Source organism: Klebsiella sp. 2-CIP_Kleb. (assembly GCF_050378715.1).
Lineage (GTDB): Bacteria > Pseudomonadota > Gammaproteobacteria > Enterobacterales > Enterobacteriaceae > Klebsiella > Klebsiella quasipneumoniae.
On sequence record NZ_JBNRLG010000002.1, the window covers coordinates 62188 to 79293 of the forward strand.

Below are 17106 nucleotides of genomic sequence, written 5' to 3' on the forward strand. Positions count from 1 at the left end.
CTTAGCGTTTCAGATCAATAGATCCTGCCGTAACCGTTGTTGGGGATCTTCTGCCGGGGAGTGCGGGAGGGATAACGGGAAACTTACTCCGTATCGCACAGCTATCGCCTCCCTTATTTTTTATTGATGCAACGGTTGATCGCAGGCCGCGAGTATGGATTCATGCATCGCTTCGGAAAGTGTCGGATGCGCAAAGATCATCGACAGGAGACTTTCGTCTGTGGCCTCCAGGTGACGGGCGATGCCAAAGCCCTGGATCTGTTCCGTGACCTGTGCGCCAACCATATGCGCGCCCAGCAACTCGCCGGTTTCAGCATCGAAAATCGTCTTCACAAAACCCTCTGTCTCGCCGCTGGCCAGCGCCTTACCATTGCTCTGATAAGAGAACTTACCGATCCTGACGGGCCGTCCCCTGGCCAGAGCCGTCGATTCCGTCAGGCCCAGACTGGCAACCTGAGGCCGGGCATAAGTGCAACCGGGCACATAGTCGCGATCAAGCGGATGGGCGCCTTCGACACCGGCCAGGGTTTCAACGCAGATCACGCCTTCGTGACTGGCCTTGTGCGCCAGACACGGCGGGCCGGCTACATCGCCGATGGCATAAAGCCCGAATACGTTAGTGCGACAAGCCGCGTCCGTCTTGATAAAACCGCGGTCTAACTCAACGCCCAGCGTTTCCAGCCCCAGATCTTCAATATTCGGCTGTACGCCGACCGCCAGCAGCACACGTTCGACATCCTGGGAATATTCGCCGCCGGTGTTTTTCAGTGTGCAGCGCACCCCGGTATCGGTGAGCTGTACTTGCGTCACCAGGGTCTGGGTATGGACCTGAATACCGCGTTTTTCGAATGACTTACGCACTGCTGCAGACACCTCGGCATCTTCCACTGGCAAAATCTGCGAAGCTAGCTCGACCAGCGTTACTTTACAGCCCAGATCGTTATAAAGGCTGGCGAACTCGACGCCAATCGCCCCTGAACCGATGATTAAGAGCGATTTGGGCAATCGCTTAGGCCGCAGCGCCTCGAAATAGGTCCAGATATATTCGCCATCTGGCGTGATGCCTGGTAATGCGCGTGGCCGGGCGCCGGTTGCCAGGATCACGTGATCGGCCCGGTAATCGCGCGCTTCACCGCGTGCATCCTCGACCGTGATTTGCCCCTTGCCGCGCAGCCGCGCGGTGCCATCAATGACCTGCACGCCATTTTTCTTCAACAGGTACGCAACCCCTGCGGTGAGCTGTTGCGATACGGTACGGCTAAATTGCACCAGTTTTTGCAGATCGACGTTCACCTCGCCCACGCTGATGCCCAGCTGACTGGCATGGGTGATAGTGTGCGCAACCTCAGCGCCATGCAGCAGCGCCTTGGTTGGAATGCATCCCCAGTTCAGGCAGATGCCGCCCAGATGCTGTTTTTCCACTAATGCGGTACGAAGCCCTAGCTGACCGGCACGGATGGCGGCAACGTATCCCCCAGGACCACCGCCGATGATCAGCACATCGTATTTATCGTGCATAGCTCGTCTCCTGGATAAACATCAAGGTCGGGATTTCAATCAGTCGCTTGAGTTCCCGGAGAAAAGCCGCACCTGCCGCGCCATCGATGACCCGGTGATCGCAGGATAGCGATACCGTCATTTGCTGGCGCGCGACGATTTGCCCGTCGCTTACTACCGCCCGGAGCTCGCCGGCGCCAATGGCGAGGATTGCGCTTTGCGGTGGATTGATGATGGCGTCAAACTGCCGGACGCCGAGCATTCCCAGATTTGACACGCTAAAGGTCCCGCCCTGGAACTCTTCCGGCTTCAGCGTGCCCGCTTTGGCTCTGGTCACCAGCGAGTGAATTTCGTTCGATATGTCGCTAATCGATTTCCGGTTCGCCGAGCGAACAATAGGGGTAATTAGCCCGGCAGGCAGCGCAACGGCCACCGAAATGTCGGCATCCGCAAAGCGGCGGATACTTTGTGTCGCTTCATCAAACTGGATGTTGACGTCAGGCACGGCCACCAAAGCCAGGGCGCAGGCCTTCACCAACAGGTCATTAACCGAAATCTTGACGCCGGGTACTTCGCGGTTAATGTCCTGACGTAACGCTAACAGTCGTTCCAGATCGAGATCGACGTTCAAACGGAAGTGGGGAGACTGTTGCTTGGACGTTTGCAGGCGAGAAGCGATAGCCCGCCGCATACCGGACATCGGGATGCTCTCAAAGGGTGCCGGGGCACTCTCCTGCACAGGGCTGGTCTGCGGGTGCTCGTCGAGTAACAACGCCGCGGCCAGCACATCATCGCGACTCACCCGACCGCGTGAACCGCTGCTTCGGCAGTCATGTAAGTTGATACCCAGTTTGCCGGCCAGACGGCGCGCCAGCGGGGTAGCCGATACCTGGCTATCATCGGCATGCGAGCGGGGCGCTTTGCTGCGACGAACGGGAGGCGTCGGAGAGGCCAGACGACCGCCGGCGGCAACGATCGCGCTTTCCAGATCAGAAACAGAGATACGATCCCCGCGCCCGCTGCCGCGGACTTTGTTCAGGTCGACACCCCAGCGGGCAGACTGTCTTAACGCATGGGGCGTGGCATTAACCTGAGTCACATCGGTCACGCCTTGCAGACTGACGGGGATATCGGTCTGCCCAACAGGGGGCTCGGGGCTGTTGGATGGCGGGGAAACAACGGAAGCTGGCTTAGCGCCTGCCTGTGCCGCTACGCCCGGCGCGGCAGACTCCGGGCCAGGGGCTGCGGGTTTCGCCGAAGCCAGGCTGGCAGCAAATTCGTCCAGTTCAGCATCGCTGACCGACGCGTCAGCCGCCAGGGCCAGCACGGCGCCTACCTGAAGCGTCTCACCCTCGCGGGCGATTATCCGACGTAACGTACCAGCAAAGGGTGCCTCCAGCACATTAACGATTTTACTGGTTTCAATCTCACAGATTTCCTGCCCTGGGGTGAAGCTGTCACCCTCCTGGATTGCCCACCGAGCGAGCAAGCCTTCCTCCATGGAAAGCCCCCACTTTGGCATTTCAAGCGTCTTGATTTCGCTCATAGGTTAATCCTCCAGCACTTGACGAACGGCGGCTTCGATACGTTCTACGCCAGGGATCCAGAGTTTTTCGAGAGCAGGGGAGAACGGGACCGGCGTGTGTGGCGGCGTCACCAGCAGAACGGGCGCTTTGAGGAAATGGAATGCCTGGGACGCAATCAGCGCCGCGACATCATGAGCAAAACCGAAGCGTGCCGCGGATTCGTCGACAATCACGACCCGCCCCGTGGACGCCACCGATTCCAGAATCCCTTCCTCATCCAGCGGCGAAATGGTTCGCGGGTCGACCACCTCGACCGAGATCCCCTCTTTGGCCAGCTTGTCCGCCACCTGGTTGGCTTTATGCACCATTGCCGACAGCGCAATGATGGTGACGTCCTCTCCTTCGCGGGTATAGTTGGCTACACCTAGCGGGATGGTATAGCTCTCGTCCGGCACCTCGCCCTTGAGGTCGTACAGCATTTTATGCTCGCAGAATACCACCGGGTCGTCGTCGCGAATGGACTGGATTAACAGACCCTTGACGTCATAAGGCGTCGAGGGCACCACCACCTTCAGCCCTGGGGTGGTGGCAAAGATATTATAGGGTGACTGTGAATGCTGGGCCGCGGCGGAAAACCCCGCGCCGATCATACCTCGCATCACCAGCGGGGCCCTGGCTTTGCCACCAAACATGTAGCGGAACTTAGCCGCCTGGTTGTACAGCGCATCGTGACTCACGCCAAAAAAATCCATGAACATCAATTCCGCGACCGGCCGCAGACCCGTCGCTGCGGCGCCGGCCGCCATACCGATGATGGCCGACTCGGTAATGGGCGTGTCGATCACCCGATTGGAGCCGAACTGCGTCCACAGCCCTTTAGTGACCCCAAGCACACCGCCAAAGGCTTCTATCTTCGCCTCTTCGGGCGCATTTCCGCCATGACCGCCACGCAAGTCTTCACCGATGAGCACCACGCGTTCATCGCGTTCCATTTCCTGGGCCAGGGCTTCCTTGACCGCTTCACGATAGGTTTTTATTGTCATAGTTATCACCCTCAGTATGAGACGTACACGTCTGTCAGCAGGTCTTCCGGAGCCGGGTAGGCAGCGGCCCGGGCCTTCAATACGGCATCGTTGACCAGGGCTTCTACTTCCTCGTCAATCGCCGTTAGTTCTTCCTGGGTGATTTGTCGCTTGACCTTAGCGGTAAAAATCTTCAGCGGATCATGTTGTTCACGCAGGCGTTGCACTTCACCTTCCGCGCGGTATAGCGCGGGATCGCCCTCAAAATGACCATGCCAGCGGAAGGCTTTGGCCTCAATGACGCTTGGGCCACCGCCTTCTCGCGCACGCTTGACCGCCTCTGAGGTTGCCTCATAAACGGCAAAGAAATCGGTGCCATCAACGGTCACTGCCGGCAGGCCGAAGCCAGCGGCGCGTCGGGCGATATCACGCCCGCCCACGGCGTAGTCGTGACCGGTCCCTTCGCCGTAACCGTTGTTCTCGAAAATAAAGACGGCTGGAAGCTGGAGCACGACGGCCATATTGATGGCTTCAAAGACCAGGCCCTGATTAGAACCCCCATCGCCCGTAAAAGAGACACCGACGTTGCCGGTTTTTAGCGTCTTTGCCGTTAGCGCGGCGCCGATGGCCAGGGGAGGGGCTCCCCCAACGATAGCGTTCGCTCCCAGCATTCCTTTCGACAGATCGGCAATGTGCATCGACCCGCCCTTACCGCGACATAACCCGCTGTCCTTACCGAATATTTCGGCCATCATGCCGTGAATGTCGCAACCTTTAGCAATACAGTGGCCATGTCCACGGTGTGTTGAACCAATGAAATCTGCGCTCGTTAAATTTTCGCAGACCCCCACCGCGATGGCTTCCTCGCCGGTGTAAAGGTGAATGAAGCCCGGAATATCACCGCTGGTATTTTCCTGATGCAACCGCTCTTCAAAGGTCCTGATCTCCCGCATCTTGCGGTAAGCCTGCAATAACGCCTGTTTGCTGAGCATCGTTTAATTCTCCTCAATAAAGGTCACCCAGGCGGGGCCAACAGACAGGGCGGATAACCCTGGCCACACCCATGCAATGAATCTACGAGCGGTTAAAGGGAGTGCGAAGCCACCTTCATGGGGGGGTAGGTGGGGGTTTTCATGCTTGAGGTCAAACTTTCTAAATTTTGTGTAGTAATAAAGTTTGGCTGTCCCATGTCATCCCGGGGGCTGGCGTACAATTGAAAAAAAACAAAGCGAGTAGATAACCACGGATGAAGCCATCGGATTTAGAAAGTCGCCAATCACCCTCACTGGTCTCCGGGCCATTGCGGCTGACGCGAGGCTTGCCGCTAATCCTGACCAAATTCGTCCCGCCTCGCTCCTCGATACAATTGCTGGAGCGCCCCCGGCTGCTTCAGCTTCTCAGTCCCGTTCAGCGGTGCCGGCTGGGCGTCGTCTGCGCCGGCGCTGGATTTGGCAAAACCACGCTGTTGGCGCAATGGCATCAGCAGATGGTCGCCCAGGGCGAACGTATCGCCTGGCTGAGCCTCGATGAGGATGATGATGACGTATGGCAGTTTATTCCTTATCTGCTGCAAGCATTGCGTCCACTCTATGCTGACTGGGACGCCGATTTCTGGCGTGACATGGAAGAACAGAAGCTCTCCAGCTCCGAGCAACTGCTGGCCGGGCTCATTAACCAGCTACACTACTGCCCGCATGACGTGTACCTGATTATCGACGACTTCCACGTGATTAACGATCGTGGGGTCTATGAAGCGCTGGGGTATTTAATCAAGCATGCGCCTGCCGCCTTGCATTTGATCATTGGCAGCCGTTTCCACCCGAATCTTGCGCTGAGCCAGCTGCAGGCCCAGGACCAACTGGTGGAGATCTATGATCGAGACCTGCAATTCACGCTCGAAGAAACAAAACACTATTTTAGCCGCACGGTTGCGCTACCCCTCAGCAACCACCATGCACAGCGGCTACAGTCCGTGACAGAGGGCTGGATCGCAGGCATGAAGATCGCTTCATTGTCGGCAGAATTACAAAATAATCCCGAGCATCTGTTGCGCAATATGCATGGAGGAACACGATCCATTGCCCGCTATCTGAAAGAGGTGGTACTGGATCCGCTGCCGGAAGAGGTTCTCGATTTCCTGGTGAAAACGTCCTTCCTCAGTCGGTTAAATGCCGAACTATGCAATGCAGTGACTGGACGAGATGACAGTCAAGCAATGCTGGCATGGATTGAGCGACACAACCTTTTTTTGTCAGCCCTTGACGAACAAGGCTACTGGTTTCGCTACCACCCTCTGTTGCAGGAAAATCTTCGGACTATGCTGCAGCAGAACAACGCTATTGATCGCAAACAGCTACATGAATTAGCCAGTCATTGGTTCGTCGAACAGAAGCTGTGGTCTGAGGCGGTACGCCATGCGCTCAGCGCAGGCAAGCCGGTGCATAGCCCCGTGCAGGATGGCGCAAGCGCTCAGTCACTGGCGGAAGAAGGGGATATCGATACCCTGATCTCATGGATGCATCATTTACCGCCCAGCACCGATCCTTCGCGCATTGACCTGCAAATTAACCTGGCCTGGGCATTGGCGCATTATTTCCACTTTGATGAGTCGAGGCAGCTGCTTGATAACCTCGATCAGATGGTACTTCATCATCGCGATGATTTAACCCGCAGCACCTGGTGTAAATTGCGCGTTGTGCGGGCAATTTGCGAAGCCTTTGCGGAAAACATCCCGGAGAGTCTGGCTATTGTTCAGCCGTTGCTGGCCGAAGTGCCCTGCGGTGACACCTGGGTTGATGGTCTGATATGCAATATTCTCAGCTATTGCCATGTTGTTAACCAGCGCTATCACGACGCGCTGGAGGTTCAACAGCATATGCCCTCTCCGGAAAGTCCTTTAGATAATCTGTTTGTCTCGGTTTATCGCGCTTTTATTATTGCCCAATGCCATCTTTGTCAGGGCGATCTGGGAAAAGCCGGGTGGTATGCAGAGAAAACGTTGCGTCAGGCTGAATGTTATACCGGTACCCAGTCGACCAGTGGCGCGACGCTGGCGCCGCTGCTGGCGGAGATAGCCTATGAATGTCAGAGGGGTGACTCGCCCGATCATCTGTTAGCCGACCGGCTCGAATTCATCGACCGATTCAGTCCACCCGACGCGCTGAGTCGTTGCTATACCTATCTCGCGCGTCAGGCTCTGGATGGCGATATGCCGTATGAGGCCGAGCGATTGCTGGAGCATGCGCAGCGTCTTGCGGTGTCTCGCGGCTGGCAACGGCTCCAGGCCATGATGTTAGCCGAGCAGGTGAGGGTGCGACTGCAGCGCGGCAATTTCACAGGCGCAGAGCAACTGCAGCGACAGCTTGAACAAATGTCCGCCAGCTTCAGAATGGATGCCGAACATCCCTGCCAACGCGCTATCGTTATGTCTGCATCCCTTAGCCGCAGCCGGCTTCTTCTCGCCAGAGGCCTGGCGCCGCAAGCCTGCATTTTACTGGCTGAGATGGTCTCTGATCAGGAGAGCCGGGGGGACGGGTTAACCGCAGCGCGTCTGCGTACGCTCTGGTCATTAGCCTTGTGGAACAGCGGCAAAACTGCGGCAGCGCGCACGACATTTCAGCCAGTCGTGCAGCTGGCTGAACAACAGCATCTCAAAGGCCTCTTTCTTGACGCTGGCGATACCTTGCAACCTTTGCTTGCCGGTATGAATGAATCCTCTTCGGCTTGTAAAGAGAAAGGGGGAGTGCAGGGACCCTGGGCAGACAAGCGCGCGCCTGCAGACAGAACACCGTTTAATAGTGGAAGCCCCGATATTCATGGGGAGCTCAGCGAGCGAGAGTTGCAGATATTACAGCTGATCGCTGAAGGTCAGATGAACAAAGAAATCGCTCGCTCCCTCGCTATTTCTGCCGAGACGGTCAAATGGCATATCAAAAACATCTACGCGAAGCTTAAAGTGAATAGTCGCACTCAAGCGATGAGCCGGGCGCTGGAGATGAAATTACTGGATTAACGGTTTGAACAGGGGGGGGGGGCTGGGCACAAAATATTATTCAAACGAGCCACTTTCTTAACGGGCTATGAGCCATGGATAAGTGAAGTACTTGTAAGTCCATGGGGAGCTCTCTGAACAGTGATGGCAGTTTTGATGCCCAGGCTCAGCGATATGAACATTGGTTTTAAGGAGGCGACGCCAGGGGAAAGTCATCCCAGAGAGGCTTTAGGGGAGTGTTTTCTGTAACGTTTTGATTGAAGTGGTGCCGATAATAGGAGTCGAACCTACGACCTTCGCATTACGAATGCGCTGCTCTACCAACTGAGCTATATCGGCCCTGCAAGAGGTGTTCACGAGCGTGAATCACGAGGCAAAAGGTTAGAACTTAGCGGGCGATGCGTCAATAGTCAGTGGAATCAACTGCCTATTTTTGCATCGCCCGTTCTCATTTACGCACGAATGGTATCGTCGCCGAAACCAATCCACTTATAAGTGGTTAACGCTTCCAGCCCCATCGGGCCGCGGGCGTGTAGCTTCTGGGTGCTGACAGCCACTTCCGCGCCAAGGCCGAACTGGCCGCCGTCGGTGAAGCGCGTGGAGGCGTTCACGTAGACGGCGGAAGAGTCCACTTCATTGATAAAGCGGTTGGCGTTACGCAAGGTGCGGGTCAGGATGGCGTCGGAGTGCTGGGTGCCATGCTCGCGGATATGGGCGATAGCCTCATCCATATCAGCCACCACTTTGACGTTCAGATCCAGCGACAGATACTCGTCGTCATACTGCTCCGCTTTCACCGGCTCGACCTTCGCCGGGCCGTTCTGCAGCGCGGAGAGGGCGGAAGGGGCGGCGTGCAGGGTGACGCCGCTCTCGGCCATCTGCTTGCTCAACGCCGGCAGGAAGGTGTCGGCGATGTTGCGGTGCACCAGCAGCGTTTCCACGGTATTGCAGGTGCTCGGCCGCTGGGTCTTGGCGTTGACGATGATCTTCAGCGCAGGGGCGATCTCGGCGGTTTCATCAACGAAGATATGGCACACGCCAATCCCGCCGGTGATCACCGGGATCGTTGACTGCTCACGGCACAGCTTGTGCAGGCCAGCGCCGCCGCGGGGGATCAGCATATCGATGTATTTATCCATCTTCAGCATTTCGCCCACCAGCGCGCGATCCGGGCTCTCAATGGCCTGTACCGCGGCGGCCGGCAGACCGCACTCCTGCAGCGCCTGCTGGATCACCTTCACCGTGGCGGCGTTGGTGCGCCAGGTCTCTTTCCCGCCGCGCAGGATCGCCGCGTTGCCGGTTTTCAGGCACAGGGAGGCGACGTCGACCGTCACGTTGGGACGCGCTTCATAAATCACGCCGATCACCCCCAGCGGGACGCGGCGACGTTCAATACGCAGACCGCTGTCCAGCAGCCCGCCGTCGATCACCTGGCCGACCGGGTCGGCCAGATTGCACACCTGGCGCACATCGCTGGCGATACCGCTCAGACGCGCCGGGGTCAGCGCGAGGCGATCGAGCATCGCTTCACTCAGGCCATTGGCGCGAGCTTCGGCTAAATCTTCCGCGTTGGCGCGCAGAATATCGTCGGTCTGCGCTTCCAGATAATCGGCGATCTTTTCCAGTACCTGATTCTTTTCCCGGCTGGAGAGTAACGCCAGCTGCCAGGAGGCCGCTTTGGCGGCAATGCCCATTTGTTCCAGCATTTTCAGCTCCTTAACGGATGATCATATCATCGCGGTGGACGGCCACCGGGCCGTATTCATAGCCCAGAATGGCATCGATTTGCTGCGAGTGCTGGCCGGCGATAAGGCGCAGCGCATCGCTGTTGTAGCGGCTGACGCCGTGAGCGATGTCGCGTCCTTCGCTATTGCGGATGCGGATCACTTCGCCACGGGAGAAGTTGCCGCTGACGATTTTGATGCCTTTTGGCAACAGCGAGCTGCCTCTTTCGAGGATCGCCTGGGTCGCGCCCGCATCGACGGTCAGTTCACCGGCCGGCGGCGCGCCGAAGATCCAGCGCTTACGGTTCTCCAGCGGAGACTCCTGCGCGTGGAAGCAGGTGCCTACCGGCAGGCCTTCCATCGCGTGGCCGATGACGTCCGGGCGGTTGCCGGCGGCGATGATGGTATCAATCCCCGCGCGGCAGGCGACGTCCGCGGCCTGCAGCTTGGTGCCCATGCCGCCGGTGCCGAGTCCGGAGACGCTGTCGCCGGCGATGGCGCGCAGCGCGTCGTCGATGCCGTAAACGTCTTTAATCAGCTCCGCCTGCGGGTTGCTGCGCGGGTCGGCGGTGAACAGGCCTGGCTGGTCGGTTAACAGCAGCAGCTTATCTGCCCCGGCGAGGATCGCGGCCAGCGCGGAGAGATTGTCGTTATCGCCCACTTTGATTTCCGCGGTGGCGACGGCGTCGTTTTCGTTAATGACCGGGACGATGCTGTTATCCAGCAGGGCGCGCAGGGTGTCGCGGGCGTTGAGGAACCGTTCTCTGTCTTCCATGTCGGCGCGGGTCAGCAGCATCTGGCCAACGTGAATGCCATAGATAGAAAACAGCTGTTCCCACAGCTGGATAAGACGGCTTTGTCCCACCGCCGCCAGCAGCTGCTTGGAGGCGATGGTGGCGGGCAGTTCCGGGTAACCAAGGTGCTCGCGCCCGGCGGCAATGGCCCCGGAGGTCACGATGACAATACGGTGTCCCATGGCGTGCAGCTGTGCGCACTGGCGCACGAGCTCGACGATATGGGCGCGGTTCAGGCGACGGGACCCGCCTGTTAAAACACTGGTGCCCAGTTTTACCACCAGCGTCTGGCTTTCACTCATGATTCTCTGCCGTTCAAAAGGAATATCGATATCGAGCTGATGTTGTAGCAGGAGTCGGCCCGCTTGCCAACACCCGGGGCGGCGGGCGCGCCATTTTATTGCGCGGGATCGGGCATTCTGGAGAGGATATGTGACAAAAATATGTCAGATACATTTAAATACGCTTTTTTATAAAAAGTTCCACCTTGTCATAAATATTTAATATCCCGGCGTTAAAAAACCTCCAGTTTTTGATGGGCGAGCGCCCGCAATTGAATAGCGCGTATAAATAAATCACCAGGACTGAATAATGAAAAAGAGTACTCTGGCATTAATGATGATGGGCTTTGTGGCTTCAACAGCGACGCAGGCAGCGGAAGTTTATAATAAGAACGCGAACAAGCTGGATGTGTACGGCAAGATCAAAGCCATGCACTATTTCAGCGACTATGACAGCAAAGATGGCGATCAGACTTACGTGCGTTTCGGTATTAAAGGCGAAACGCAGATTAACGAAGACCTGACCGGCTATGGCCGTTGGGAATCTGAATTCTCGGGTAACAAAACCGAGAGCGACTCCAGCCAGAAGACTCGTCTGGCGTTCGCTGGGGTGAAGCTGAAGAACTACGGTTCTTTCGACTACGGCCGTAACCTTGGCGCCCTGTACGACGTGGAAGCCTGGACCGATATGTTCCCGGAATTCGGCGGCGACTCATCCGCTCAGACCGATAACTTTATGACCAAACGCGCCAGCGGCCTGGCGACCTACCGCAACACCGACTTCTTCGGTCTGGTGGATGGTCTGGATCTGACCCTGCAGTACCAGGGTAAAAACGAAGGCCGTGAAGCGAAGAAACAGAACGGCGACGGCGTCGGCACCTCGTTAAGCTATGATTTCGGCGGCAGCGACTTCGCCGTCAGCGCAGCCTACACCAGCTCCGACCGTACCAACGATCAGAACCTTCTGGCCCGCGGCCAGGGTTCGAAAGCGGAAGCCTGGGCGACCGGCCTGAAATATGACGCCAACAATATCTACCTGGCGACCATGTACTCTGAAACCCGCAAAATGACCCCGATCAGCGGCGGTTTTGCCAACAAAGCGCAGAACTTTGAAGCGGTGGCCCAGTATCAGTTCGACTTCGGTCTGCGTCCGTCCCTCGGCTATGTGCTGTCGAAAGGGAAGGATATCGAAGGGGTGGGGAGCGAAGATCTGGTTAACTACATTGACGTGGGCCTGACCTACTACTTCAACAAAAACATGAACGCCTTCGTGGATTACAAAATCAACCAGCTGAAAAGCGATAACAAACTCGGCATCAACGATGACGACATCGTCGCGCTGGGCATGACCTACCAGTTCTGATCAACTTCAGAACCACCCGCCGCAGCCCAGGCTGCGGCTTTTTTTTAGCGGCGGTTCTTCGCCAGATGGAGGGTGTCGCTGTTCATGGTGATCTGCGCGTTATACTCCTTCGGCAGACGGCGCGCCTGATAGAACGCCGATTCCCAGTAAGGGTTGTCCAGTGAAGAACGCATCACGCCCTGGCTGCTCGAGGCGTGAAGGAAATTATGATCGGTATCGTAAAAGCCGACGTGCATGCCGGCCCGGGTGCGGAAGAAAACCAGATCGCCGGGACGTAAATCGCGCTTATTGACCCGCACGCCCATGTGCAGCAGCTCGCGGGTGGTGATCCGCTCCATCGGCAGGTTAAAGCGATCCTTCAGCGTGCGCCAGACGAAACCCGAGCAGTCGACGCCGCTTTGTTCAGTCCCGCCCCATTCATAGGGGGTTCCCTGCCAGGTGTGCATCTGATCATGCAGGGCCGCCACCACCGGGATCAGATCGTCCGATCCGCTATCAATGGTCATATCCGCATGAGATATTGTGTTCTTTGCCTGTTTCGGTGAGGAGGAGCATCCTGCCAACAGCAAAAAAGGAATTAACAAGAGAGCATGCTTCAGTTTTGGCTTCATATCGTTATTTTCGAAGTAGCAAGCAGACTGCTTTGTTTTATAGCCGATTAAAAAGAACGGCTAAATAAGCTGATGCCGCCTTTACGTTTATTTACGATTAAAAATAAACAACGATGGGATGGATCAGCCATAAAGGGCAGTTGTCACTTCGCAACAGTCTGTGCCAGGATTCTGTCATCAACATCTCACGAGGCATTCCATGACGCATAACGCCATCGCCACCGAGACTTTACCCGGCGCCGCTTTCGACGCGGGGTGGATGACGTCTGCGCCTCATCATTGCTTCGCCACGCTCTGCCCACCGCCTCCCCCTCCAGACCGGGTTGTTTTCGGCGCTTAACGCCGTCTTTCCAGGCGCTTACCTGCCGGTATGACGCTTGATACCTTGTGTTTGACGTTCGGGAGCATGCTATGCACGTTCGCTATTCTCTGCTCGCCTCGCAGGCGACAACGGCCATTTTTGTGCTGCTGTGGGGCAGCGCGGCCATTTTCACCCGCTGGGGACTGGACAATGCCTCGCCGATGGCGCTGCTGGTCTTTCGTTTTCTGATTGCCCTGGTCGCGCTGGCGCCGCTGGCCATCGTCCGTCGGCGCTGGCTGCCCGCACCGGGCACCCGCCTGCAGACCGCGGCCACCGGCCTGATGCTGATTGGCGGCTATTCGGTCTGTTACTTCGAGGCGATGGCCAACGGCGTGACGCCGGGACTTATCGCCACCATGATGGGGATCCAGCCCATCCTCACGCTTTGCGTGGTGGAGCGCCGCCTGCAGGGGCGGCGGCTGCTGGGGCTGCTGCTTGCCCTGGCGGGGCTGGTGCTGCTGGTATGGCGCAGCCTGGCGGCGTCGCCCATGGCGATGGCGGGGATCCTGTTTGCGCTGGCGGCTTTGCTGCTGATGACTTTTGGCGCGCTGTGGCAAAAGCGCAGCCGTCAGTCGCCGGCGGATGTCCTGCCGCTGCAGTACGCCGTGAGTCTGGGGCTGTGCCTGTTGATCGCCCCGGTCAGCGGCTTCCGGTTTACCGTTAACGTCGGGTTGATTATTCCGGTGCTGTTTCTCGGGCTGCTGATTTCGGTGGTCGCCCAGCTGCTGCTGTATCGTCTGCTGAGCGCGGGAAATATCGTCAATGTCACCAGCCTCTTTTATCTGGTGCCGGCGATCACGGCGCTGCTGGATTATCTGCTGCTGGGCAACCGGCTGCCGGCGGCGGCGATGGTCGGTATGGTGGCGATCGTCGGCGGGATCGTATTGGTGTTCCGCACCGGCAAGGTCCGCGCCGGCTGACGACGAGCCGGGCACTGCGGCGTCCGGTTCATTTTCCTGTCATCTTTTTTACGCATGCTCCCGGCAGCTTATTTTGACCAGTAAGGGAAAGTACCATGGGCAACACGCTGACGATTTTTGATCTCGATAACACCCTGATACAGGGCGATAGCAGTACGGTCTGGAGCCAGTTTATGGTTCGCGAAGGGCTGGCGACGCAGAAGGGGTATCTTGCCCGCGAGGCGCAGCTGATGGCGGATTATGACCGGGGAGAGATGAATATCGCCGATTATGTGGCCCTGATCCAGGCGCCGCTGGCCGGAATACCGAAATCGGACGTTGATGCGCTGGTGGCCCGCTGCGTGCGCGAGGCGATCCTGCCCCGGGTCTATCCGCAGGCGTGGGAGCTCATTCGTCGTCTGCGGGCCGTGGGGGAGCAGATGCTGATTATCTCCGCCTCGGTTAGCCTGCTGGTGCAGGCGGTGGCCGCCGCGCTGGAGATCGATCAGGCGCTGGGCATTGACGTGGCGATGGTCGACGGCGGCTACAGCGGGGTCATTGCCGGGATCCCCAGCTATCAGCAGGGGAAGGTGGCGCGTCTGGCGCAGTGGCGCGAGGCGCATCCGCAGTATGACGGCGAGGTGACGTTCTATACCGATTCCATTAACGATCTGCCGCTGTGCCTGCATGCGGATCGCGTGCGGCTGGTCAATCCCTGTCCGCAGCTGCAGGCGGCCGGTGCCGGATACGGCTGGCCGGTGCTGAGCTGGCGGCTGGAATAGCGGAGCGGATAAATGTTTCTTCGGGTTCAGTCGTTCCAGACCGGATAAGCCCTGCAGGCCGGGTAAGGCACAGCCGCCACCCGGCGGAATATCGGCGCAACCGGAAATGTCCCTGCTCGCCCTGCGTTTAGCAGGGCTACCACTCCTGGGCTTTTTCCGGGCAGATTGCGCTCCCCATATTTTTTCTGCGCTATGTCACTCATGGTGCCTGGAGCGCACAGGGGGCGGCCAGTCGCCGCCGCCCCCTGTACCCCCGGGCTCCGGCCAGCACCGGCAGTTTCAGTCGCGCAAGTGGGTAAATTAATGACTGGTTGCTCGGGCCGTAGGCCGGGTAAGGCGCAGCCGCCACCCGGCATAAAAGCAGCTCCGTACCCGCTGTCATCGCCCGGTGGCGCTGCGCTTACCGGGCCTACGATGTGTCAGCCAGTGAGAGGACCCCGCAGGCCGGGTAAGGCGTAGCCGCCACCCGGCACAAAGGTGCGCTAGCGTTCGTCCTGATACAGCGGCACCACGGCGCCGCCGATATAGCGACGGCGCAGCCAGGCGGAGAGGGTGTCCATGATCATCACCACCGCCACCAGCAGCAGGGTGATAAACATCACCACATCCCAGTTCCACAGGCGCATATTCTCGGCATAGATAAGCCCAATACCGCCGGCGCCGACGAAGCCCAGCACCGCCGCGGAGCGGGTGTTGGATTCAATCTGATACAGGCTCAATGCGAGGAAGGTCGGGAACGACTGGGTAAAAATGCCAAAGCGATGCTTTTGCAGGCCGTTCGCGCCCACGGCGGTCAGTCCGCGCCCGGGGGAGCGGTCCACCGCTTCGTGTCCTTCCGCGTACAGCCGTCCCAGCAGGCCGGTGTCCTGCATGATGATCGCCAGCACCCCGGCCAGCGGCCCGAGGCCTACCGCGCGCACGAAAATCAGCCCCCAGATAGCCATGTCGATCCCGCGCAGCACATCAAACAGGCGGCGCATCAGCAGGGCGAGGGTCCCCAGCACCACGCCGCGCATGATGTTGCGGGCGGCGAAGAAGGAGAGCAGCAGCGCCAGCACCGTGGCGGTGAGCGTCCCGGCGAAGACGATAGCCAGAGTGATGCCGATTTGCGTGAAGTAATAGCCGAACGGCCAGTTCCAGAAGTCGTGCCAGACGAACATCCGCGCCAGATAGCGGCCAATCTGCTGTAGGCCGGTGGTCAGCTGTTCGCCGCTGATGCCGAACTGCAGAAAAAACCAGACGTAATAGAGCAGGCAGGCCAGCGCCACCAGTCCGACGTAGCGCAGGTAGCGCCCCTGGACCTGATAGAGCTGCTTATGCTGCCGCCGGCTGGCGGCGAGATCCGGTTGCATGTGCCAGACGCTCATTTCTTACCCTCCAGTACCCACAGGCGCAGACGACCGGACAGCATGTCCAGCGCCGACACCACCAGAATGATCAGCAGCAGGGTGATGCTCACCTGATCGTAGCGGTCGAGCTTGATGTTGGTCATCAGCTCCTGGCCGATGCCGCCCGCGCCCACCAGCCCGAGAATGGTCGACGAGCGGAAGTTGATTTCAAGCCGCATAAAGCCATAGGAGAGAAACAGAGGTTTCACCTGAGGCCACAGGGCGAAGCGAATTTTCTGCAGCGGGGATGCGCCGCAGGCCGCCAGGCCGCGTACCGGTTTGTTTTGCGCGCTTTCCACCGCCTCGTAGAACAGTTTGGTCAGGCTGCCGACGGTATGCAGCATGAGCGCCAGAAAGCCCGGAATCGCGCCGATGCCGAACGCCATCACAAAGATCACCGCCCACGCCAGCTCGGGCATGGTGCGCAAAAACGCCACCAGCACGCGAATGGCAAAGCGCACCGGCGCCGGGGACCAGGCGTTATTGGCGGAAAGAAACGCGAAAACCGTGGCAATGGCGACGGCCACCAGGGTTGAGGCCAGCGCCAGCTGCAGAGTTTCCCAGATCAGCGGCAGCTGGATCGGCAGGCGATAGCCCCACCAGGCCAGCGAGCCTTTGGTCTGCACGTCGGCGAACAGGTTGCCGGCGCTCAGGGGCGGAATGGTCTCTGCCATATAGTCAAAGAAATGGGGCAGCGAGTGCCAGATAGTCAGCAGATTAAATTCCGCGGCGCTGCCGGCGGCAAAATAGAGCGCCAGCAGCAGCAGCGACCAGCAGACGGCATCGCGCTTTTGCCGCGAGCGTACCTGCTGGTAATAGCGTTCAAATTCGGTGTGGGTCGTCTTCATGCGTCGGGGATCTTCAACG

The 17106-nt window shown here is 58.5% G+C and carries 13 protein-coding genes and 1 tRNA gene; 4 read left to right on the forward strand and 10 right to left on the reverse strand.

Annotated elements, in window-relative coordinates; translation table 11 throughout:
- Positions 1-120: 120 nt before the first annotated feature.
- The 4 genes from lpdA to ACQUTP_RS08270 are packed head-to-tail and all read right to left on the reverse strand — an operon-like array spanning position 121 to position 5037.
- Positions 121-1518 (reverse strand): dihydrolipoyl dehydrogenase, encoded by a 1398-nt coding sequence (gene lpdA / locus ACQUTP_RS08255; protein WP_065697401.1) that lies wholly within the window; start codon positions 1516-1518, stop codon positions 121-123.
- Entirely contained in the window at positions 1508-3043 is a 1536-nt protein-coding gene (locus ACQUTP_RS08260; protein WP_085846455.1) for a 2-oxo acid dehydrogenase subunit E2, read from the reverse strand. The genes lpdA and ACQUTP_RS08260 overlap by 11 nt, the downstream gene beginning before the upstream one ends.
- Before the next feature lie 3 nt (positions 3044-3046).
- Entirely contained in the window at positions 3047-4066 is a 1020-nt protein-coding gene (locus tag ACQUTP_RS08265; RefSeq protein WP_042937976.1) for an alpha-ketoacid dehydrogenase subunit beta, read from the reverse strand.
- A gap of 11 nt (positions 4067-4077) precedes the next feature.
- Entirely contained in the window at positions 4078-5037 is a 960-nt protein-coding gene (locus ACQUTP_RS08270) for a thiamine pyrophosphate-dependent dehydrogenase E1 component subunit alpha (RefSeq protein ID WP_004178694.1), read from the reverse strand.
- A gap of 254 nt (positions 5038-5291) precedes the next feature.
- Between ACQUTP_RS08270 and ACQUTP_RS08275 the strand changes: the two genes are divergently transcribed.
- Positions 5292-8057, forward strand: coding sequence for a LuxR C-terminal-related transcriptional regulator (locus tag ACQUTP_RS08275; RefSeq protein WP_306738404.1), 2766 nt, complete (start codon positions 5292-5294; stop codon positions 8055-8057).
- A 242-nt stretch (positions 8058-8299) separates the two neighbouring features.
- Here ACQUTP_RS08275 and ACQUTP_RS08280 read toward each other — a convergent pair.
- The 3 genes from ACQUTP_RS08280 to proB form a co-directional block, all read right to left on the reverse strand.
- Positions 8300-8375 (reverse strand) — tRNA-Thr (locus tag ACQUTP_RS08280).
- A gap of 113 nt (positions 8376-8488) precedes the next feature.
- Positions 8489-9742 carry a glutamate-5-semialdehyde dehydrogenase gene (gene proA / locus ACQUTP_RS08285; RefSeq protein ID WP_032732574.1) on the reverse strand — a complete coding sequence of 418 codons (1254 nt, stop codon included), beginning with the start codon at positions 9740-9742 and terminating at the stop codon, positions 8489-8491.
- A gap of 10 nt (positions 9743-9752) precedes the next feature.
- Positions 9753-10856, reverse strand: coding sequence for a glutamate 5-kinase (gene proB, locus ACQUTP_RS08290; RefSeq protein ID WP_008805306.1), 1104 nt, complete (start codon positions 10854-10856; stop codon positions 9753-9755).
- A 289-nt stretch (positions 10857-11145) separates the two neighbouring features.
- On the opposite strand from proB, the gene phoE reads away from it, so the two are divergent.
- Complete coding sequence (gene phoE / locus ACQUTP_RS08295; RefSeq protein ID WP_004204700.1) at positions 11146-12198, forward strand: phosphoporin PhoE; 1053 nt, start codon at positions 11146-11148, stop codon at positions 12196-12198.
- A 44-nt stretch (positions 12199-12242) separates the two neighbouring features.
- On the opposite strand, the gene ACQUTP_RS08300 is transcribed toward phoE, so the two are convergent.
- Entirely contained in the window at positions 12243-12809 is a 567-nt protein-coding gene (locus ACQUTP_RS08300; protein ID WP_096833657.1) for a C40 family peptidase, read from the reverse strand.
- Positions 12810-13220: 411 nt separating this feature from the next.
- Between ACQUTP_RS08300 and ACQUTP_RS08305 the strand changes: the two genes are divergently transcribed.
- Both ACQUTP_RS08305 and ACQUTP_RS08310 read left to right on the forward strand, forming a co-directional pair.
- Complete coding sequence (locus ACQUTP_RS08305) at positions 13221-14090, forward strand: DMT family transporter (protein WP_060656922.1); 870 nt, start codon at positions 13221-13223, stop codon at positions 14088-14090.
- A 95-nt stretch (positions 14091-14185) separates the two neighbouring features.
- Positions 14186-14851, forward strand: coding sequence for an HAD family hydrolase (locus ACQUTP_RS08310; protein ID WP_163619205.1), 666 nt, complete (start codon positions 14186-14188; stop codon positions 14849-14851).
- A 482-nt stretch (positions 14852-15333) separates the two neighbouring features.
- On the opposite strand, the gene phnE (ACQUTP_RS08315) is transcribed toward ACQUTP_RS08310, so the two are convergent.
- Positions 15334-16218 (reverse strand): phosphonate ABC transporter, permease protein PhnE, encoded by an 885-nt coding sequence (gene phnE / locus ACQUTP_RS08315; protein WP_017900973.1) that lies wholly within the window; start codon positions 16216-16218, stop codon positions 15334-15336.
- Positions 16215-17087 (reverse strand): phosphonate ABC transporter, permease protein PhnE, encoded by an 873-nt coding sequence (gene phnE / locus ACQUTP_RS08320; protein WP_428902411.1) that lies wholly within the window; start codon positions 17085-17087, stop codon positions 16215-16217. Before phnE (ACQUTP_RS08320) ends, phnE (ACQUTP_RS08315) begins: the two co-directional genes overlap by 4 nt.
- Between the last annotated feature and the right edge of the window lie 19 nt (positions 17088-17106).